The sequence below is a fragment of the Flammeovirga sp. SJP92 genome (assembly GCF_001583495.1).
GTDB lineage: Bacteria > Bacteroidota > Bacteroidia > Cytophagales > Flammeovirgaceae > Flammeovirga.
The window spans coordinates 588,664-608,001 of record NZ_LQAQ01000061.1 but is presented as its reverse complement, the minus strand read 5'-3'; the positions used below and the strand labels follow the sequence as shown (position 1 = coordinate 608,001).

General features: G+C 34.6%; 20 protein-coding genes. 10 read left to right on the top strand and 10 right to left on the bottom strand.

The window, feature by feature from the left end; all coding sequences use genetic code 11:
- The first annotated feature begins 184 nt into the window (after positions 1-184).
- The 3 genes from AVL50_RS15220 (at position 185) to AVL50_RS15210 (ending at position 1,876) form a co-directional block, all read left to right on the top strand.
- Positions 185-703 carry a hypothetical protein gene (locus AVL50_RS15220; RefSeq protein WP_062617334.1) on the top strand — a complete coding sequence of 173 codons (519 nt, stop codon included), beginning with the start codon at positions 185-187 and terminating at the stop codon, positions 701-703.
- 1 nt (position 704) lies between these two features.
- Entirely contained in the window at positions 705-1,460 is a 756-nt protein-coding gene (locus tag AVL50_RS15215) for a hypothetical protein (RefSeq protein ID WP_062617333.1), read from the top strand.
- Between the two features lie 188 nt (positions 1,461-1,648).
- Positions 1,649-1,876, top strand: coding sequence for a hypothetical protein (locus AVL50_RS15210; protein WP_062617332.1), 228 nt, complete (start codon positions 1,649-1,651; stop codon positions 1,874-1,876).
- 2 nt (positions 1,877-1,878) lie between these two features.
- Here AVL50_RS15210 and AVL50_RS15205 read toward each other — a convergent pair whose 3' ends face one another.
- The 10 genes from AVL50_RS15205 to AVL50_RS15160 all read right to left on the bottom strand — a co-directional run bounded on the left by AVL50_RS15205 (position 1,879) and on the right by AVL50_RS15160 (position 12,052).
- On the bottom strand, positions 1,879-2,304 hold the full coding sequence (locus AVL50_RS15205; RefSeq protein WP_062617331.1) for a hypothetical protein: 426 nt from the start codon (positions 2,302-2,304) through the stop codon (positions 1,879-1,881).
- A 104-nt stretch (positions 2,305-2,408) separates the two neighbouring features.
- Positions 2,409-3,572, bottom strand: coding sequence for a hypothetical protein (locus AVL50_RS15200; RefSeq protein ID WP_062617330.1), 1,164 nt, complete (start codon positions 3,570-3,572; stop codon positions 2,409-2,411).
- Between the two features lie 96 nt (positions 3,573-3,668).
- Positions 3,669-4,343: an ABC transporter ATP-binding protein gene (locus AVL50_RS15195; RefSeq protein ID WP_062617329.1), complete on the bottom strand. Its 675-nt coding sequence runs from the start codon at positions 4,341-4,343 to the stop codon at positions 3,669-3,671.
- 48 nt (positions 4,344-4,391) lie between these two features.
- Positions 4,392-5,603, bottom strand: coding sequence for an ABC transporter permease (locus AVL50_RS15190; RefSeq protein ID WP_062617328.1), 1,212 nt, complete (start codon positions 5,601-5,603; stop codon positions 4,392-4,394).
- A gap of 12 nt (positions 5,604-5,615) precedes the next feature.
- Positions 5,616-6,833: an ABC transporter permease gene (locus AVL50_RS15185; RefSeq protein ID WP_062617327.1), complete on the bottom strand. Its 1,218-nt coding sequence runs from the start codon at positions 6,831-6,833 to the stop codon at positions 5,616-5,618.
- A gap of 21 nt (positions 6,834-6,854) precedes the next feature.
- A complete protein-coding gene (locus tag AVL50_RS15180; protein ID WP_062617326.1) occupies positions 6,855-7,616 on the bottom strand; it encodes an outer membrane lipoprotein-sorting protein in 762 nt (253 codons plus the stop codon).
- Entirely contained in the window at positions 7,613-8,209 is a 597-nt protein-coding gene (locus tag AVL50_RS15175; RefSeq protein ID WP_062617325.1) for a TetR/AcrR family transcriptional regulator, read from the bottom strand. Before AVL50_RS15175 ends, AVL50_RS15180 begins: the two co-directional genes overlap by 4 nt.
- A gap of 229 nt (positions 8,210-8,438) precedes the next feature.
- On the bottom strand, positions 8,439-9,587 hold the full coding sequence (locus AVL50_RS15170) for a hypothetical protein (RefSeq protein ID WP_062617324.1): 1,149 nt from the start codon (positions 9,585-9,587) through the stop codon (positions 8,439-8,441).
- Positions 9,588-9,647: 60 nt separating this feature from the next.
- Positions 9,648-10,871: a hypothetical protein gene (locus AVL50_RS15165; RefSeq protein ID WP_062617323.1), complete on the bottom strand. Its 1,224-nt coding sequence runs from the start codon at positions 10,869-10,871 to the stop codon at positions 9,648-9,650.
- Between the two features lie 317 nt (positions 10,872-11,188).
- Positions 11,189-12,052 (bottom strand): 1-acyl-sn-glycerol-3-phosphate acyltransferase, encoded by an 864-nt coding sequence (locus tag AVL50_RS15160; protein ID WP_082795836.1) that lies wholly within the window; start codon positions 12,050-12,052, stop codon positions 11,189-11,191.
- Positions 12,053-12,448: 396 nt separating this feature from the next.
- Between AVL50_RS15160 and rplU the strand changes: the two genes are divergently transcribed.
- The 7 genes from rplU (at position 12,449) to AVL50_RS15125 (ending at position 19,301) form a co-directional block, all read left to right on the top strand.
- Positions 12,449-12,760: a 50S ribosomal protein L21 gene (gene rplU, locus AVL50_RS15155; RefSeq protein ID WP_044201388.1), complete on the top strand. Its 312-nt coding sequence runs from the start codon at positions 12,449-12,451 to the stop codon at positions 12,758-12,760.
- Positions 12,761-12,797: 37 nt separating this feature from the next.
- On the top strand, positions 12,798-13,058 hold the full coding sequence (gene rpmA, locus AVL50_RS15150) for a 50S ribosomal protein L27 (RefSeq protein WP_044201390.1): 261 nt from the start codon (positions 12,798-12,800) through the stop codon (positions 13,056-13,058).
- 257 nt (positions 13,059-13,315) lie between these two features.
- Complete coding sequence (gene dnaA / locus AVL50_RS32740; RefSeq protein ID WP_082795835.1) at positions 13,316-15,337, top strand: chromosomal replication initiator protein DnaA; 2,022 nt, start codon at positions 13,316-13,318, stop codon at positions 15,335-15,337.
- A 113-nt stretch (positions 15,338-15,450) separates the two neighbouring features.
- The gene (locus tag AVL50_RS15140) at positions 15,451-18,180 is read left to right on the top strand and encodes a hypothetical protein (protein ID WP_172826849.1); all 2,730 of its coding nucleotides are present in this window, start codon (positions 15,451-15,453) and stop codon (positions 18,178-18,180) included.
- Positions 18,181-18,276: 96 nt separating this feature from the next.
- Entirely contained in the window at positions 18,277-18,825 is a 549-nt protein-coding gene (lptC, locus tag AVL50_RS15135; protein ID WP_062617321.1) for an LPS export ABC transporter periplasmic protein LptC, read from the top strand.
- Between the two features lie 14 nt (positions 18,826-18,839).
- A complete protein-coding gene (locus AVL50_RS15130) occupies positions 18,840-19,064 on the top strand; it encodes a hypothetical protein (protein WP_157491342.1) in 225 nt (74 codons plus the stop codon).
- Between the two features lie 45 nt (positions 19,065-19,109).
- Positions 19,110-19,301, top strand: a complete 192-nt coding sequence (locus tag AVL50_RS15125) for a hypothetical protein (protein WP_062617319.1) — start codon at positions 19,110-19,112, stop codon at positions 19,299-19,301.
- Positions 19,302-19,338: the final 37 nt, after the last annotated feature.

Sequence of the window (19,338 nt, the reverse complement as noted above, 5' to 3'; positions counted from 1 at the left end):
GGGAATACCCATTTCTACTGTCCACCTCTTCTTATGAATTGTCATATTACTGATTGAATTGTATGAATTAGACTTTAAGTTGTATTAGATTCTTTTTCAGTCTGTTCAATGACAAGATTTAATTCATTGCTAATTTAAATCAATCAACTATTCTCTTTAATCAATGCATTAGCAAGCTAAAATTATGTATCGTTACTTATTGGTCGGCTTAATAGCCATCACACTAAAATCGTGTATCAGGTTCGTCGATAGCGGCGAAGGTGAAGTGATCAGTGAGCCTTGGCCTCTCGATAACTATGAGCCTGTAATCATGTCGCGTGAAGATTTTGAAAAAGAAATCGGAGTGACAGAAGCAGTACCCTTGGAGACTACCGGTAAAATCTATGTTCATGGAAAATTCCTTTATGTAAATGAAAAGAACAAAGGTTTTCACATTTATGACAACCGATACCCCAATTCTCCACAAAAAGTGAAATTCTTAAAAGCACTAGGCGCTACAGATATTGCCATCAAAGGGCAGTATTTATACGTTAATCAGGCCACTGATTTAATTGCTTTCTATTTTAATGAAAACCAAAACACCTATGTGCTAACCAAGAGAGTGAAAAATGTATTTCCCCAAAAACTCTCTCCTGAAGGGTGGTCACATGGAGTGGATGAAAATCAAATTATTGTGGATTGGATAGAAAAAACGGATTACTAAAATGAGAATCATAACTATAATAACATTGCTGGTCGGTACATTATTTTTTGTTTCATGTACCGAAAACATGGAAGGGTCTAGTGACGCTGCAGCATTAGAAGGTAATGTGGGACAAGGTGGCTCATTAGCAACATTTGCCATCAAAGGAGATTATTTGTACACAGTAGATCATGCAGATTTGAACGTTTTTAGCTTGAAAGATCCAAATACGCCCGTTTTAGTCAATACTGTTTGGGTAGGTTTTGAGATCGAAACATTATTCGGTTATAAAGATTTCTTATACATTGGTTCTAGGAGCGGTATGTTTATCTTCAGTATTGAAAACCCAGAGGAGCCAAGAAACAGGTCTTCTGTAGAACATTTCACGGCTTGCGATCCGGTGGTGGCCAATGACTCCTTAGCTTTTATCACGCTTCACTCTAATTCATTTTGTGGCAATGAGATCAATCAGTTAGAAATTTATGATATAAAAGATGCAGACAATCCTGTACTATTAAGTACTAGAGGTTTGGTGGCTCCTAAAGGCTTGGGCTTATATGATAACTATTTGATTGTTTGTGATGATGAAATAAAAGTATTTGATATTACGAAAACGGAAGAAGTAACTTTTGTAACATCCATAGATAAAGAAGCTTTTGATGTAATTATTCAAAATGACTTATTGATTGCTGTAGGATATGAGGGTGTCTATCAATATTCACTTTCAGCCACAAAAGATACATTTTCCGCAGGATATTTAAGTACTATCAATTTTTAAAGAATAACAAGAGACATCTAAAACGCATAACGAAGGTCATTAATGTTTGTTTACATATTAATGACCTTTGTGTTTTGAAGAATTACCCTCACACACATCGCGTCAATATTATTAAGCTAATAACGGTAAACCCTATTGTTGATTAAATTAAGAGTATTAGCATAACTATCTAAACTAATCATATAAAAATGGAAAAGTATAAATTCTTCTTTATTAAAGGTGTTGTCTCAAGAAAGGGGGAATTGTTTAATGTTGTTTTCGGTACTGACCAAGAAATTGAAATCAAAGACCTTTATAATACCTTATATGAACTTTGTATCAATATAGATACAGTAAAAGGAATTGATTTCGAAGATCTAATTCACTTCAATGATCATGTCATCACAACCGACTTGGAATCTTTGAGAAATTTTTAAAGTTAACCTCTAAAAAAAACAAATGCGTTAATATTGAGCATTAAATTGATCACTTGTAATACAATTAGGAAGCAAATAAAAGCGGCTTCAAAGACATCGTCTACTTCACTTGGTTTGAAATAGAGAATCAGAAGAGAAAGTATAATTCCTAATATAGGGACTATGAAGTAGGTAGTGCGGTTGTTATAAATAACTTTGAAAGTGGCATCTTCATTTTTCATAACCAATGGATCAACCCGTCCAAATAATCTTGTTCTAAAGACAAATAGATCTTGATCTGTAAAATCAATTTTATGTCTATGGTCAGTGATTTGAACGATAAAATTGGCCGTGTTTGCAGATCTAATGAAGAGGTTTCTTCCTATGGGCTCTTGGTCATAAATATAGGCTGAGACAGTTTCTCTTGGAATCATAAAATCAAGTATCATTAGTAAATTAAGTAACAGAAAAAATGACCCAAATAGAATTTTACTTTTTGATTTATAAGAAGGGAAAAATGAATAAAATTTGTTAGAATAGTAAGATAGTTTGCTTAGAAGCTCCATTTTAAACGCCAGTTTATTTGTGATCCTCCTTGACCGTATTGTGAGTTTTCATCACCAAAGAAAAATAGGCCAAAGACAAAAATTTCAAAGTTATCACTCAATGATGTAGTTGCATTTCCACCAATATAATAAGAACCATCATTGGTATTGATGATGTTGTTTACCCCCAGTCTTGTGAGTGGTGTAAGTTGATATTGTAATTCATTGAAAAATGCAAATCTTCCTAAAGATAACGTTTTTGGCGTTAATTGAAAACTAGGGTCAATAGGTCCGATTGGACCAGTTGCTCCTGCACTGTTATAAATGCTTTCTATATGTAAGTATAAAGAGTTTTTGAAAGTGTAATCAAAAGAAATGTCCATTACTAACGAAGGATCTTCACCCGCATAATCAGGATAAAAATATGTACCTTCTACCTTAAAGCCGGCACCGCCAATTTGCCCTTCCCAACCTAATCCTACATTATAGTTTTCTCTAACATAACCGGCTAAGACTTGAAAGTCGTATTGCCATAAATTGGTTTTGTAAAGTGCGGCAAAGTTGTAGTAGTCAAATTGATTGGAAGGAGAAAACACCACTTCAATAGAGCTTACTGGTCCAAGATAATTTCTAATTAATACGGCATCTGCACCAGGTCGCTCTTCATAATCAAAGTCAAAGAAAGAATAAGTATTGAAAAGGTCATTGGGATTCCATACCATTGTCACTCCCCAATTGATTCTTTGCCGACCAACTCTCACTTGCCAATTTCCAGAAGTATAATCAAAGTACGCACGGTCTATCTCTGAATTGAATACATAAGAAGTCCCTGTTGCCCAATCATAAGACATATTAAAAGCATATTGGTTTTGGTTACCGAACTCATTGGCATAACCTGGGATATTCTTTGGACTCGCTCCATAAATCAGTCTATTTCTTCCTTCCAAGGCAATTGTAATTTTATCAGAAGCATAATACTTGAGATTGAGTCGATTATGAAATAAATTATCAATATACCACTCGTCATCAGCATCTTGATTGAGATTAACGGTCTGCATGAATTTTAAATAACCACTTGCTACAAAATTTTCTTTGAATTTGCTTTGTTCTCCTTCTTGAGCTAACAGTAAGGAGGGAAGTGATAACAAGAAGATCAATAGGCTTTTTTTCATTGCAATTAAAAAGGAAGTAGAATTTTGAAGTCTTAAAAGGAAGAGCGGTGTGCTAAAGTTTTATACAAGAGTCACCGCTTTCCTTCATATTTATAGTTACAATTGAGTGTCAATGATTTTACCATCGTCAAACTTGATTACTCTTTTGGCTCTGTCCATTACACGTTGATCGTGAGTGGCAATTACAAAAGTGATGTTTTCCTTTTCATTGAGATGCCTCATAATATCCAAAAGATCAGATGTAGCTTTTGAATCAAGGTTGGCTGTAGGTTCGTCTGCCAAAATTAGTTTAGGTTTAGAGGCTAACGCTCTGGCCACGGCTACTCTCTGTTGTTGACCTCCTGAAAGTTTTGTAGGAAACTGTTTTCCTTTATCGCCAATACCTACTGCTTCCAGCAATTCTTTTGAGCGTGCTGCTCTTTCTGCCTTCGGTCTGCTTTGAAGTTCCATGATAAATTCCACATTTTCTTCCGCTGTCAGTACAGGCATCAATGAATAATCTTGAAAAACAAAACCAATATTATCTCTTCTGTAAGTAATCATATCTGCAGAAGATCGATTATGTAAGTCTGTGCCATCAATCAAAATACTGCCGCTTGAAGGAGTATCTAGCCCTCCAAGGATATTCAGAAATGTAGTTTTCCCACAGCCAGAGGGGCCAACTACAGCAGTAAATTCTCCTTCTTCAATTTTTAATTCTACATGATCCAAAGCCTGTACTGGAATTGTATCTGCATTATATGTTTTGACTAAGTTTTTTATTTCAATCATCTTAGTATTAAATTTTAATTTGGAAATAGGAAAGTAGTGCTAAAGTGCTTAACCTTTATAGCGAACTGCTTCGGCAGGGTTTAATCGTATTGCCCTGAAAGCTGGAGGTAAGGCCGAGACAATGGCTGTCAATAGAATCATAAGGAATAATGGAATGAAAGATTCGGGCATCACTGGATGAACTATGTTGTTGAATCCTGCCATACTCATTTCTGAATATTTGATGCCATGCTCACCATAATAGTTAATCAACCCTACAGAAAGTAAAGCACCAATCACTCCACCAATCATTGAGATGTAGATGGTTTCCAGAACAATCATGTAAAACACTTTTGCTCTTTCCAAACCTACAGCCATCAAAACGCCTAGTTCTCGAGACCTTTCCCAAATGGCCATTGTCATAGAGTTGAGAATACCGAAACCAAGAGCAAAAAGAATAATGCCTAAAATGATATAACTATTCGTATTACCGGATTCTGCTAATGCACTAAGTTCAGGAACAATTTCTCTCCATGTTTGAATATTCAAATCGCTGGCTGTTATTACCGTTTTTAATTGATCTCTTAATCCTTCAGGTTTAGAACCACCTTCAATTGAAGTTAAGGCAATCTCATGAATAAACTTCTGACCGGCATTTCTCCACATATCTTTAGATTGTGTAAAGGCCACTGTTTTGTCAAAATCAGGTGAACTGGTGGCAAAGATGCCTGCTACTCTATAGGCTGTATTGACCATTTCATTGTCAGGTCCCATGTAAGCAATGACAATTTTAGATTTGATTTTGACTTTCAGTTTTTTAGCTAAACTGGCACCAATAACAATTTGATTTTTTCTTTTTCCTTCAAAATAATCTCCTTCAATCAAGAAGGACTCCATTTCTGTCACCTTCCTTTCTTTATGAGGGTCAACACCAATTATTTTGATACCTTGACTGTCGTTTGCCGAGGAGGCCATGCCATTAATGACAACTCTAGGAGAACAGCCTTTAGTTAAAGAATCCGAAACAGCAATGCGGACTATCTTTTCATAGTTAGCAATTGAATCTTTGAAGTTATTATTGATTTCAAATCCTTTTTTATGAATCTGTACATGTGCCATTTCAGTGACCAACGATTCTTTTACTTTAGATTCCATCATACCTGTAATCAAGGCCATTGTGAAAATTCCTCCTAGTAAACCAATTGCAATTGAGGCGATGAGAATACCGCTTCTTACTTTGTTTCTCCAAACATTTCGCCAGGATATTTTTGTGATCATCATAGTAAAATGGAATTAAGAGTGAATTGCCTCTACGGTTTTAAGACGAGCAACATGAATAATAGGATAGATGGTACAAATGACCATAATAACTGCCATTAAGACCGCTTGAGGCCAAATAATGTCTAAGCTAGCTGTGAATCTAAGGATTGGTTCCATTCCCATTTTTGCCATTGCTTCACCTTGTGCACCTTCAAGGTGAATAGGGTGATTTTCCATATAAAGCAGAATTGGAAAACCTGCGATGATGGAAGATGCAATACCAATCATCCCAATGAATAATGATTCTTGCAGTAGCATACTGTAGATTTTTCTGCGAACCATGCCTACCGCTATAAGAATTCCGAATTCTCTTTCTCTCTCAATAGTCATCATCAAGATGGTGCTGAATATCCCAAATGCAATCACTACATAAAGAATATAAGTCATCAGTTTTCCTCCCTCTCTGTCAGTATTGATCAGGTTGACCATCTCTGGTGATAATTCTGCCCAGCTCATTACTTCATATGTATCGAGGTCTAATTTTGTTTTTAATTCTTCTACCGTTTTATCCACTAATCTATTGTCATGGACATTCAATATATATGAATTCAACATATTGGTAGCCGAGACAAAATATTGTACAGTGGGCAATGACATGTAGACTACTTGATTGTTCATTTGAGGATTGGGATGCTTTAAAATACCTTGGATTTTATACAGTTCAGCAGCACTGGCTCCATGATAACCTTGTCCCAAAAGTGCTAAGGTGTCATTGACATTAATTCCCAGATAATTGGCTAATCCTTCACCGATAATGATATTTTTACTTTCCGAAGAAAGGTATTTTCCTTTGGTCATTTTTAAAGACAGTTTACTCAGCTGATCTTCACCTTCAGGTTCAGTACCAACTATCATCACACCTTTAGTGAGCGTATCTGTGGCGGCCATTGCATAGGTCTCCAAACGTCCGAATGCTCCTTTGATGTTTTGGTCGGAAAGAATCTTTTTTCTCTTTTCTTCAGAATCGGTCATTAGGTTATTAATAGACTTATCTTCCCAGAAGCCATTTTGATGTACTTGAGCATAGCCAAGGTAAAACCGTGCAGCAGTATCTATCATTTGTCCATAAGATCCTTCTTGTAGTGAACGCATCAAGATTGCCAATATAACTGCAAAAAATATGGAAGAGATACTGGTGATTGTTCTCCGTTTATTTCTCCATAAATTCCGCCAAGCAATTTTTGTGATCATGATTGTATTATTAAAAGTACATTATCTAACCCTTTTCATGTTCTGTTGTGTAAAGAAACTATCAGCGATTTTTTGATTGAACTTAGCATCATTGTAAATCATTACCGTTTTCTTTCCTTCTTCATCAGCTGGAACCATCTCCATTCTTGATGGTAATTTTCTTCCCCCTAATTCTTTTACATCATAACAGTTCAGTGTATTGACCAAATACATATCCTCGTCATAGTTTTCAACCTTAATTTGATTGTAGATGCCATCAGTTGTTACCCATACCATCACTTTTCCCCAAACTACTGCAGCATCTTCATGAGGAATCATCTCTATTTTGTAACATTCATACCCATTGACCTCTTCCTTTCCTAAAAGTTTGTGGCTGTAATCTTTTACTACAGAAGCACCTTTCATCAAATCGTCATTGGTGAAATCTGATCCCATCCAAGATTGAGACATCATAGAGGGCGAAATTTTGATCGTTCTCTCAATACTCGGTGTCCATGACCACATTTCCTTATATCTTTTTAAAGAGGCAGATCCTTTATCTTTTGCAGGTGCAGTTAACAAAACCAAAAAGTAATCATCTGTTCCTTTCGACCAGGATTTCATTTCCATCGTCCTCGTCCAGTCGGGGCGTATCACTTTCATGGTCATATTGATATAACTACTTTGACCTCTTTGTTGCTCTTGCATTTTGGTTATAATATCCATTGCACTTTCCTGTGCCCATAAAGCTTGATGAGCTATCGTGCACATAAACACGATAAACAATGATGTGTACTTTTTCATTTTGCTACTACAATTGAGTTATATATCTGATTTAATAGGTTTTCTAGCTCTTTCTGAGGATTTTCTAAAACACCAGAAATGGTATATAAACCATGTCCCTCTGCCGCACTAAGAATGAGGAGTACTGTGGTATCCGCTGAAATATCTTTTCTTATTGTGCCTCTTTCCTGATCATTTTTGATACAATCCACTAACTTCTTTTTGAAGGCCCCAAAATATTTTTGAGGAATAGGAAGGAGCTCTGGTGCTTTTCTTACATAAAAAAGCATGGCAATGTAAAGCTCAAAGATGCTGTCATTTGATTTCTGTCCCTCTTCAATAATCTCTGCAGATTTTAATTGAAGCAGTGACAAAACATCTTTCAAAGGCATATTTTCAATGGGAGCATTAATGATTTCCATGGTCATTTGTTCCCAAAAAGCAATTACACATGCTTTGATAAGTTCTTGTTTACTAGGGAAGTGGTGATACACAGCTCCTTTGGATAAGCCAGAAGCTTTAATAACTTGGTTGAGTGAAACATCGTTCATCCCATGATCACCAAATAGCTTCAATGCCACTTCTATAATTTGTCCTTTACTATCTTTTTCCATATTTAATATTACTAACAAACCAACCGGTCGGTATAAAGGTAATAAAAAGATTATTCAATACAATAGACAAACACATGAAAAATGAAATTGTCCATCAGAATAGTTGATTAATACAAAATGATAACAACAAAAAAAGCAGTACCGGGTTGAACTCCGGTACTGCTAATATCTTTTCGACTAGAATTATAGTATTAAAATAGTACTTGTAATAATTGGCGAGAAAATGAGGTTACTTATGAATAAATGCTGGTCTCTCTTTAAAGGAATCGATATGGAATTTTTTTACCACTTTCTTATCCTTAGTAATTGTGATATACTCATTTTGAGAGTTGACATTGTATTTATGATGTTCCATGATAACAAGGAAATCATTCTCATCTACTTCTTCCACTTTGTAACCTGACTTCGTTTTGAACTCAGTAAGCAGGATATTTTGGTAGTAAATACCCATCCACTTTTTATTGTGAGGTTTTAAAAGAATATCATGATGAACGTGATATGTTTTTAGTGCTAATTTATCACTGTTCAACATTTGGAAATATTCGTCGTCGATGTCAATCATATATTCACCATCAAAAGCAATATCATCACCAGATTTTTTCTCTTTCAAGTGAAGCCAAGAATAATAATTATTCTCAATTGTATAATCTTTTTCTAATGACTTTGCTTCTTTAGCAATTGAAGGAGGAAGATCTTTTTTAAGGCGGATTTTCTCATGATTATCCACTTTGTGAATATAATGATTGCCTAATAAGAAGTGTTCCATTTCAGAAAGGTCTGATGCAACTAATTCTTCGACAACAACAGCAACATCTTCTTTTTCTTCAACAACTTCGTCTTCTTTTTCAACAATTCGTTTTTTACCTTCAACATCAATCACTTCAAACTCTTGTTGTTGGTCGTCTACATAAATGATACTTTGTGGATCATATGCAACAGAATCTGTTTCTTTTTCAACAATAGTAGTCCTAGTTGGTGATTCATTTTCAAGTTTACCCATTCGAGCAGTAGCATTGTATACTCGATTATTGAAGTGACGGTAGTCAATAAATTGAATATGTCTTAATCTAACAGAAGATACAATTTCTCTATTCTTCTGAACGGCAATATATCCATAGTCATTTGGGTTACTTTTAAAAGTAACAACTTTGTTTTTACGTGTGATTGGATATTCTTTTTCAATATCATTAATCTTAGTAAGTAGTGATAAATGGTTTACATCATCGATTTTATCAACAAATGCATGATATTCCCCATTTTTTTCAGTAATCAGCAAAACTCCATTCCACGAATTATTTTTGTCGAAAGCACTAATGATAAATATTCCTATTGTTAGTAATACTAATCGAAAAGAGTTTAGCAAGGGCGAATTTCTCATAATACTTAATTGAAGAGATACATTTATATTTATTAAAGTAATTTTTGTAAAAATAAGGGATTATTCTCGGTAGTAAAAATGTTCTTTCTGATGAAAGATAGCTTTATTAACTTTTTGGATTTGTTTTTCCTGATTTTTTATTATCAAAAACTCATCATCATTATAAATTGAATAAGTCTGAGGGCCGGTTGTAATAAGCAATTTATTACCTTCAACTACCTTAAAATGGTAGTCTTCAGTAGATTTTAAAGCAGAAAGTTCATTTTTTTCGTAGAAAATGCCTAAGAGTTTTTTATTAAAAGGCTTAATAAAAAAGTGATTATCCTTAAAGAATTTCTTGATTTCTTTTTCGTTTTCGTAGTGAATATTGAAATAATCTATTTCGATTCTAAATATAGATTCACCATCAAAAGCATATTTCTCTTTCGTTTTCTTGTGTTCTAAGTAAAGCCAAGAATGAAAATCGTTAATAACCTTATAATCATTGTCAAAGTCTTTTGCATCTTTTGAGATATCTTTACTGATCTTCGGACGTTCTTCAAAGCTGTAAATAGGAAATCTTGATTCATGAATATATTTCTCAAACAACATAAGAGCAGAATAAAAAAGCTCTTCAGCCTCTTCAAATTTCTCTGATTTGTCTTTTGGGTCTATTTCAGCAGTTCTTCCATTTTCATCCAAAATTATTGTACTAGGGGTATAAACATAATTTTGGGTAGTATCTATCACAGCATTAATTTTATCCGGGTCACGTTCTTCCACTAAAGTAAATCCTTGATTTAGGTTTTCCGTAGATAGAATATCACTTGTTGATAATTTTTCATCCTTATTTCCGTCCTCGTTCTCCTTATAAATTGCTGCATATCTTCTAGGGATGAAAGAATGTCCAAGCCTTTTATCTTTGGATTCCATAATTGAAATACGGGCGTTCATGTAATATTCCTTTGAAGACATAGCTTCCGCCAAACGCACTGAAGCGACGACAAATCCCAACTTCTTGACTAAAATAAAGCCTTTGTGGTCTTTTTCTGGCGATATGGCAATGCTTACAAGACGTCCATAGTCTTTTACTTTATGTGTAATTCTTTTGCCATCAATATTCGCAATGATCACTAAATTGTCAATATCCTCGGTTTGGTCTATAAAAGCAGTAATTTCTTCATCTGTTTTGTGTGTCAACAAAACACCGTCCCAAAAAGGCGGGATACTACTAGCATTTAATGATAAAGAAGTGGCAAATAGTAATGACAGCAATATGATATAACTTCGAGTGTATAAGATCATTATTTAAATCCAATAATTAAGAGAAGAGTCAACTAAATAACGGTCTATGAAGGGTTATTATTTTAACATGTAATTTTTAAATGTATTATAAGTGATCTCTCTTACAAATAACGTCATCCATTGTTTATAGAAGGATGATGTTAATCAGTACAGTTAATTAATTTGGGCTTAATTTAATGAAATTGTACAATTATTATATAATATTATTCACAATGTAACAATTTATGTTTGAGTTAAGAAACCCATGTAAGAAAAAAGGGTTATAAACTCTTTCAAGTTTACAACCCCTGTCATATAATGTAACTTTCAGTAAAGTTTTATGCTTCTTTTACTTCATTTTTGAAAATTGGCTTGTCATTTGGATTCTGTCCGATAGCATCAGTAATTGTGGTTACAATCTCATCCACTGAAGCATCGTTAGAGAATTGAATAGGATCTTTGATCTCCACTTTCAATTTTGTTCCTCTCTTCTTGAAGAAAAGTCCTTTTTTATCGAAAGCTCTTCTGAAGCCGTCAATAACAATAGGAACCACTACAGGGTTGTAGCTTTTGATGATGTTGCCTGTCCCTTTTCTCACCGGAGCATATGGACTTGTTGTTCCTTGAGGGAAAGTTACAAGCCAGCCTTGATCCAATGCTTTTTTGATTTTTAATGGAGCGTTGATATCAGCACCTCTTTTTACATCTTTACCTTGTGCTCTCCAAGACCTTTTCACCGTCACTGCACCAGCCAAAGAAAAAATCTTTGGAATAAGACCACTTTGTTTCATCGTTTCTTCTGCTGCGACATAATAAGTGTTTACACGTGGGTTAAGCATGTAAATTGGTAGCGCTGCAATTCCTTTTTTGAATCCCCATTTTGCACTTGCAAAAATGTGATAGAAAGAAATCACATCGGTATAATACGTTTGGTGGTTGGATACAAACAATACATTGTTTTTAGGTAGGTCCTTCAGTTTTTCCATTCCAGTCACTTGCAAATTGTTGTGCAATTTCAAGCGAGGGTAGGTGAAAGCGGCCAATGTTCCAATAATCATTCTTTTAAGAAAAAGAATATTACCAAAGTTATCTCTTCTTATAAGTTGAAATTTCCTTTTATTCGTACTTACATCTTTCGCTTCATTAAAAACATCTGTAATTTTTGTTCCATTCTCTTTACTCCCTTTATTCTTATCTTTCATATTATATAAATAATGACGTTTTATAGCTTGATTTCATGAATTCGCGGCAATGATTATGTATGCATGCATACTAAAATGTACCTTTTAAAACTAGGTTTTATACAATTATACGAAATTATTAATGTTAAAACCGATGTTTTTTCATGTCATTTCCGCAGTATGATGACGATTGTTGATTTTTGTTCAAATTAAAGAAGAAATCATTCACTTATTGAATAAAAAAAATCTTAAGAAATGTTTATGTGAAACAAAAATCAAAAAAAAATAGCCTCAAAGACCCCGTTTAAACTCTTTAAGGATTCTTATTCAATGTTTTAGTGGGTAAATGCTTGTCTGTTATAAAAAATAGAGTTACATTTGCAGGCATTTCGAGGAAAAAACAATATCGAAGAGACAATGTACGCAATTGTAGAAATAGCAGGACAGCAATTCAAAGTAGAAGAAAATAAATATATCTATACTCACAAGTTAGACTCTGAAGAGGGTGCAGCAGTTGAGTTTGATAAAGTTCTTCTTGTTGATAACGCTGATAACGTATCAGTAGGAGCACCTACAGTAGAAGGTGCTAAAGTGACAGGTAAGGTACTTGGTCACGTGAAAGGCGAAAAAGTTATCGTCTTCAAAAAGAAGAGAAGAAAAGGATACAGAGTGAAGAACGGTCACAGACAGCACTTCACAAAGGTTCTTATCGAAGGAATCTCTAACTAATTGATTTTAGAAATCGAATCCATAACGATAAAAAAACATGGCACACAAAAAAGGAGCGGGTAGCTCAAGAAACGGTAGAGAGTCGGAAAGTAAACGACTTGGTGTGAAAATTTTCGGTGGATCAGCAGCTAAAGCTGGTAATATCCTTGTTAGACAACGTGGAACTACACACCACCCAGGTCAAAACGTAGGAATGGGAAAAGATCACACTTTATTTGCACTAGTTGACGGAACTGTAGAGTTCAAAAAGAAGAGACTAGGAAGATCTTTCATCTCAGTAATCCCAACTGCTGAATAGTAAGTAGGTTTATTGCAGATTTAGAGGTTCAAACCTAATAGCATTAGGTTTGGACCTTTTTTTGTCAAAGTTCTTGAGGTGAATTGAAATGATTTGAAATTATTTTGCGTTATTGATGTGATGCTTCTTTAAGTATTTTTTTAATTAATGTTACTGCACTATTTTAATAAGTAACATTTGATTTATTTTAGCGCAAATATTTCAGTATCTTTATAAGACCTATTAATATCTCAATCAGATTAAAGGGGAAAGTTTGAATGATTAATGATTGTGTAACAGTTTGGCGTGAATGCTTAAACATTATTAAAAATGAAATCTCAACACAGAGTTTTCACACGTGGTTTATGCCCATTAAACCCGTTAAACTGGAAAATAATGTTCTTACGATCGCAGTTCCAAGCCCTTTTTTCTATGAGTGGTTAGAAGAATACTATGTGCACGTATTGAAGAAAGCAATTGATGCTGTTCTAGGGCCAAACGGTAAGCTAGAATATTCAATTATGGTCTCAAGAAGGCCTAAAAATGCACCTTTTACAGTTCAGAGAAGACAACAGCCTGCTCCAAATAATGCAGGAGGATATGATCCATATGGTAATAATTATAATGACCCTTATGGACAACAGCAGAACCCGCCTTCTCATAATCCATCTCAAGGACAGCAACAATACAATACTGGTGGTTATCCTCCACAGCAACAAACACCTTCTCCATCTCCACAATATCCTAACAACCCTGTAAACCAGGAACCGAATGTTCCTAAGCAGAGTAGTAATATTCCTCCATATACAAATCCGCCATCTACTCCTCCACAACAGCAGGATAACCCTTTTGGTAGAAGTAATGAAGGAAGAGAAAATATTGATGGTCAGAACCCTTTTGGAAATGACGCTTTCGGTGCGAATCAAGCAACAACAGATCCACGTAATCCAATGCGAGGAAATGAGCCTGAGCAGTCTATGCCAAAACCTTCTCAAAGTTGGAGAGAAGCATCAAATCAGAATACAGCCTTTCCTAGTGAAAGTAAAAGTGAGAATTTAGGCGGTACGCAAAGTAACCGCTATCAGAATCCTCCACAATATAGAAAGAGTCAATCGCAACAATTGCCTCAATATAGATCGTCTTCTGCGCCTAAAAACAATCCTGAAGAACAACAACGTCCATATATGAATAATATGGGGGCTGAAAACCCTTCTGGTTTTGTGGATCACTTTAGAGTGCCAAATGCTCAAGAAAGTTCTTACAGGGATTCTTATTTGAATCCTACGTATACTTTTGAAACATTTATTGAAGGTGATTGCAACCGTTTAGCTCGTTCTGCAAGTATTGCAATTGCTCGCAGACCAGGAGAAACAGCATTCAACCCATTGGTAGTTTACGGTGGCGTTGGATTGGGTAAAACCCATCTTGCTCAAGCTGTTGGTAATGAAGTAAAAAGAAACGATCCCAGTAAGTTCGTGCTTTATGTTACTTCAGAACAATTTACAACACAGTTTATTGAAGCACTAAGAAATAATAATGTACAACAGTTCACTAACTACTATTTGCAGGTAGATGTGTTGATTGTTGACGACATTCAATTCTTAGCCAAAAAAGAAAAAACACAGGAAAATTTCTTCCATATATTCAACCGCCTTCACCAAAATGGTAAGCAGATTATTATGACTACTGACCGTCCTCCAAGAAGTTTGGAAGGATTGACAGACCGTCTTTTATCTCGATTCAAGTGGGGGTTGACAGCGGATATTCAGAAACCTGATTTCGAAACCAGAATTGCTATTGTAAAGCAAAAACTAATGGCAGAAGGGGTGAATGTTCCAGATGATGTGGTGGAGTATTTATCTTACAATATTGATTCAAACATCAGAGAATTAGAAGGTACTTTAGTTTCATTATTAGCCAATGCTTCTTTAATGCAAAAAGAGATTGATTTGGACATGGCTAAAAATGCCCTTCTGAATATTGTAAGAAATACAGAGAAAGAAATTACCATTGATTTCATTCAACAAATTGTATCAGAATACTTTGGTATTTCGGTGGAGGAATTGAAATCAAAAACAAGAAAGAAAGACATTGCCCAAGCAAGACAGATTGCCATGTATTTCTCTAAGGAATACACCAAAGAACCTTTAAAAACGATTGGTAATCAGTTTGGAGGGCGTGATCATAGTACTGTAGTACACGCAAGTAAGGCAGTGACTAAACGAACAGCTTCTGATTCTTTATACAATAGAATTTTAGAAGAGTTGCTGGATCAAATGAACATCAAAAGTAAAGGGTAAACCCCTATTTTAGCCCTATTTTTTAGCATTGATAATCCTATACTCTAGTGGGAAAATTTAGATTATCAGACACATACAAGCTGGTATTAACTCAACTCCTAGCTTTATCTTTTTTGCTGATAGGATTCTATTTTATAGATCTTAGCAGAAAGAAATCATACGAAACCGATATTTGGCATGTTGTGGCAAGTGAGACAATTGCACTTGTTGAAATGCAACAGCCTGAAGATTTAGTAGCTTACTTGGATTCTTCAGCTTTTATTAATGCCGTAAAAGATATGGAAGGTGGTCAAAAAGCATTTGAAACCACTGATCAACTACTGACTCTTTTAGATTCAGCCCTTCAAAACCCTTTTTTGGGTGTCAAAAAACAAGTTTACCTTTCGGTTAATGCAACAGGGAGTCAATCCTTTTCACTTTCAGTATATATTCCAATGGATGAAAGAGTCTATTTGGATCCTTTCAAGCAGTTGACTTCATTACAGAATGAAACTTATGTAAGAAAGTATAGAGGAGAGGATGTACACGAATATAAATTAGGAAATGATCAACTGAGTGTTGCAAAGATTCGTAATTTTTTAGTGGCTTCTACTGATGCAGTTTGGATTGAAGAAGCTATTAGAAATAATGGAGAGAAATTCAACGAGGAATATTATTTCGGTCTTTTAAATCAGGATTTAGCAACTCAGGTTAATGATATAAAGTTGCCGGATGGATTAAAAATGTGGATAAGACCTTCTTCAGTAGAGCATTGGTTTGCTAGAATGACTGATTTGGGAACCGAAAATCCTTTTAAATCTATTGCTGAATTTTCCAATGGAATGTTAGTAGAGAGTATTCAGGAAAGAGAAAACGAACTTTCTATTCTCAGTATCAATAGAAATCAATCTTCGAGTTATTACCATCAATTAGAAAGTGCTTTGACAAATGGGAAAACATCTGCTTATAATTTTATGGTAGATGATGTTTCTTTTTATGAACAATGTTACACTAACGACTTCTCAAACTTTGTGAAATTGGCTTTTCGTTATGATGACGAAAAAAATAACCCACAATCAGAAACAGCCTTAACACAATTTGATAATGCTGGAGTAGAGGTTGCTGACTTGGTGAAACTTGTGAAATCAGATCTCTTCAAGGCAACTATATTAAGTGTGGATGGTAGTCAATGGCAAAATATCTACGGTTTTGAATTAAAAGATCCAGTAGAGTTTGATGTGGTTTTAGATAACCTTAGAAAAGATTATAAAGAGGAAAGCAAGAAGAAAGTAAAACTGATTGGCTTAAAAGGTTTTACTGTTTATGGCTTTCCAAAAGGCAACCTTTCAGGAGCATTGGCTGGTTCAAATTTTTATGACAGTCATTCTAATTCTTATGTATTAAGAGTTGATAATTATATGATCATGGCAGGTGACCTTCCTACATTATCAAAGTGGTTGAAGGATTGGCTGTTGAAAAGAAGATGGACGACTCAGAAGCGTTATAATGTGCTGATCAATAAACTTCAAAATAACAAGGCGAAACTGTCTTATGTATTAAATACTGAAAGTTCTTGGGTTGGTTTTATACATGCATTATCTAAAAGCCATGCCTCTTTTGTAGATCGACATCGACAGTTATTATTAGGATTAAATTTTCAGGTTTGGTCATTGAGAGATCAGGAAATTGAAATTAGTGCATTGTTTAGTGGTCAATTGAGGGATGATCAGCCTAAAAAAGCAGAGAAAATTTTATCAAAAGAAATGGGTGTAGCTTTGAGTAAAGCACCGATTTTAGTAGAAAATGTATTGGGAGATGAGGAAGGTTTCTTATTGATAGATCAAGAGAATATAGTTGAAGGTTATAACTTTAAAGGAGATACGATTTTTTATCATGAATTTGATTCATTGATTAAAGCAACGCCTGAACTGGTTTGGTCTATTAATTCCGATCTGCCTTCACTCTACCTTACTCAAAATAATAAGATTCTTCAGATTGATAGATCTGGAAAATACTTAGAAGGGTATCCTGTTGACCTACCAATTTATTCTCAAATTGAATTTACCAAGTGGTTACCATGGCATTTAAGAGGAAGCACTGAAATGATTCAAGACATTGAAGGGCTGATTCTATCTGTAGATACATTAGGTAATATTTATGGAGTGGATCCAAAGGGTAAATATCAAGGAAACTGGACTCCTTTAAAAACTTTAGAACGTTTGGCATTGCCGCCTCAGGTTTTTCAGGCCAACGGTAAGAACTATGTTGTGACGCTTTCTAAAAAAGGAAAGCTGATCATATTCACTGAAAAAGGTGAGTATGTGAAGGGATTCCCAATGTTGTTCAGAGAGTCTGTATCTCCACAGTTGTTTGTGACGGAAGATGCAAGTTTAGGACAGTCTAGAATAACATTTATCACAAGTATAGGTGATATTATTGAAATAAATGGAAAAGGAGAAGTTTTACGTCGTGATAAGTTAGGGGACCGTGCTCACGGGCGCTCTTTTGATTTGTTGAAAGATGAAGCAAGAAGCAGAACTTGGATGGTGATGGAACAAATTTTTGGTACTATTAAGGTAAGAAACAGTTCTGGTAAAGTGGTTTTCCATCAGCGTTTTGATGAAAAAGGAAAAGCAATTGGTCAATATTTTGATTTTGGTATTGATGCTGAACTCATCTGCATTACTTTCCCTGATTCAGGAAAAACATATCTGTATTATCTTAATGGAAAACGATTTGTAGAAAAACCGTTTAGCAATGATAAAGAGGTGAAGATGTTTTACAATTCCGATATTCAGCAATTTATTTTTATCACTTCACTCAAAAACAGGGTGAATACATATACAATTGATCGAAGAAATTGATAGAAAAACTAAAATACTGTTAATCTATCCCTAAAGATCAATCATTTGTATATTTTTGTATCGTCGAGTATTATTGACTCAAAAAAAAGACAAACAATGATTAAGAAGATATTAATTTTAGCTCTTGCTTCTGTTGCAGTTTTTTCGTGTAGCACAAAGAAAACTCGTACAAAAAAAGAGGCAAAGCAAATTGCTATGGGTACAGATGTGCCAGATTTTACAGCTTATAATATTGAAACACTTCATACTGAGGACGCAGTTCCTAAAAACCGTATGAAGGCAAAGGTTCAAATGCGATATAAAAATGGTAATGAACGCTACCCTAATGGAATTGATATCATTACTTTCTCTAAAGAAGATGGTACGGAAGAGTCGCACTTAGTGGCTGATAGTGCAATTTATACTGCCGATAGTACATTATATACTGTTTATGGTAATGTGGTATTGGATGATTATAAGAAAGGACAGAAATTAGAAACAGATACTCTTCATTTTAATAAAGAAACTGGAGATATTTTCACAGAAGATAAAGTGAAAATGACAACAGAATCTGAAATTATCTATGGTAGAGGACTGAAGGCAAATCAAAATAACCCTGAGGAATACGAGATTATGGATATCGATGGTTATGCTGATGTCGACTAAGAATCTATAAAAATATGATAAAAACAATAATGGTAGCACTTGGTGCTGCCTTTTTCATTATAGGGGTGCACCAATCTTTTTACTACGGCATAGTAGCTAGCTATTGGCTTTTTGCACTTTCAGGTATTTGCTTTTTGATTCTTCAATTTTCTCAAAAGAAAGAAGAACAGCAAAAACAATCAGCTCCAACAAAGAAATCTAAACCTAACAACAAAAAGAAAAGCAGAAAAAGAAAATAGTCGGCAATGGCGTTGATTTATGATGCTTTTTAAATTACAACACAAATGAAAATATTAATCAGAGAACTAAAGTTTTTTGCCTTTTTTGTAATCGGCTACATTCCATTTTTCTATGCAGTAATGTTTGTCATCCAAGAAGAACCTCAGTCTTCTTACTTTTTTCAAGGCATGATTGTGGCTTTTATTGTGACCTACATTGTGAGGTTTATCTTTATGATAATGAAAAATATCAAGTAGATGCTTTTTTTACATCTGTGATTCTGTTTTCTAATAA

Bases quoted from the DNA above. Each gene is read 5' to 3' on its own strand.
- dnaA (WP_082795835.1), top strand. From the start codon at position 13,316: ATGATTAATGATTGTGTAACAGTTTGGCGTGAATGCTTAAACATTATT.
- AVL50_RS15185 (WP_062617327.1), bottom strand. From the start codon at position 6,833: ATGATCACAAAAATTGCTTGGCGGAATTTATGGAGAAATAAACGGAGA.
- AVL50_RS15210 (WP_062617332.1), top strand. From the start codon at position 1,649: ATGGAAAAGTATAAATTCTTCTTTATTAAAGGTGTTGTCTCAAGAAAG.
- AVL50_RS15125 (WP_062617319.1), top strand. From the start codon at position 19,110: ATGAAAATATTAATCAGAGAACTAAAGTTTTTTGCCTTTTTTGTAATC.
- AVL50_RS15205 (WP_062617331.1), bottom strand. From the start codon at position 2,304: ATGATACTTGATTTTATGATTCCAAGAGAAACTGTCTCAGCCTATATT.
- rpmA (WP_044201390.1), top strand. From the start codon at position 12,798: ATGGCACACAAAAAAGGAGCGGGTAGCTCAAGAAACGGTAGAGAGTCG.
- AVL50_RS15170 (WP_062617324.1), bottom strand. From the start codon at position 9,587: ATGAGAAATTCGCCCTTGCTAAACTCTTTTCGATTAGTATTACTAACA.
- AVL50_RS15165 (WP_062617323.1), bottom strand. From the start codon at position 10,871: ATGATCTTATACACTCGAAGTTATATCATATTGCTGTCATTACTATTT.
- AVL50_RS15160 (WP_082795836.1), bottom strand. From the start codon at position 12,052: ATGAAAGATAAGAATAAAGGGAGTAAAGAGAATGGAACAAAAATTACA.
- AVL50_RS15190 (WP_062617328.1), bottom strand. From the start codon at position 5,603: ATGATGATCACAAAAATATCCTGGCGAAATGTTTGGAGAAACAAAGTA.
- AVL50_RS15200 (WP_062617330.1), bottom strand. From the start codon at position 3,572: ATGAAAAAAAGCCTATTGATCTTCTTGTTATCACTTCCCTCCTTACTG.
- AVL50_RS15130 (WP_157491342.1), top strand. From the start codon at position 18,840: ATGATAAAAACAATAATGGTAGCACTTGGTGCTGCCTTTTTCATTATA.
- AVL50_RS15175 (WP_062617325.1), bottom strand. From the start codon at position 8,209: ATGGAAAAAGATAGTAAAGGACAAATTATAGAAGTGGCATTGAAGCTA.
- AVL50_RS15195 (WP_062617329.1), bottom strand. From the start codon at position 4,343: ATGATTGAAATAAAAAACTTAGTCAAAACATATAATGCAGATACAATT.
- rplU (WP_044201388.1), top strand. From the start codon at position 12,449: ATGTACGCAATTGTAGAAATAGCAGGACAGCAATTCAAAGTAGAAGAA.
- lptC (WP_062617321.1), top strand. From the start codon at position 18,277: ATGATTAAGAAGATATTAATTTTAGCTCTTGCTTCTGTTGCAGTTTTT.
- AVL50_RS15220 (WP_062617334.1), top strand. From the start codon at position 185: ATGTATCGTTACTTATTGGTCGGCTTAATAGCCATCACACTAAAATCG.
- AVL50_RS15180 (WP_062617326.1), bottom strand. From the start codon at position 7,616: ATGAAAAAGTACACATCATTGTTTATCGTGTTTATGTGCACGATAGCT.
- AVL50_RS15215 (WP_062617333.1), top strand. From the start codon at position 705: ATGAGAATCATAACTATAATAACATTGCTGGTCGGTACATTATTTTTT.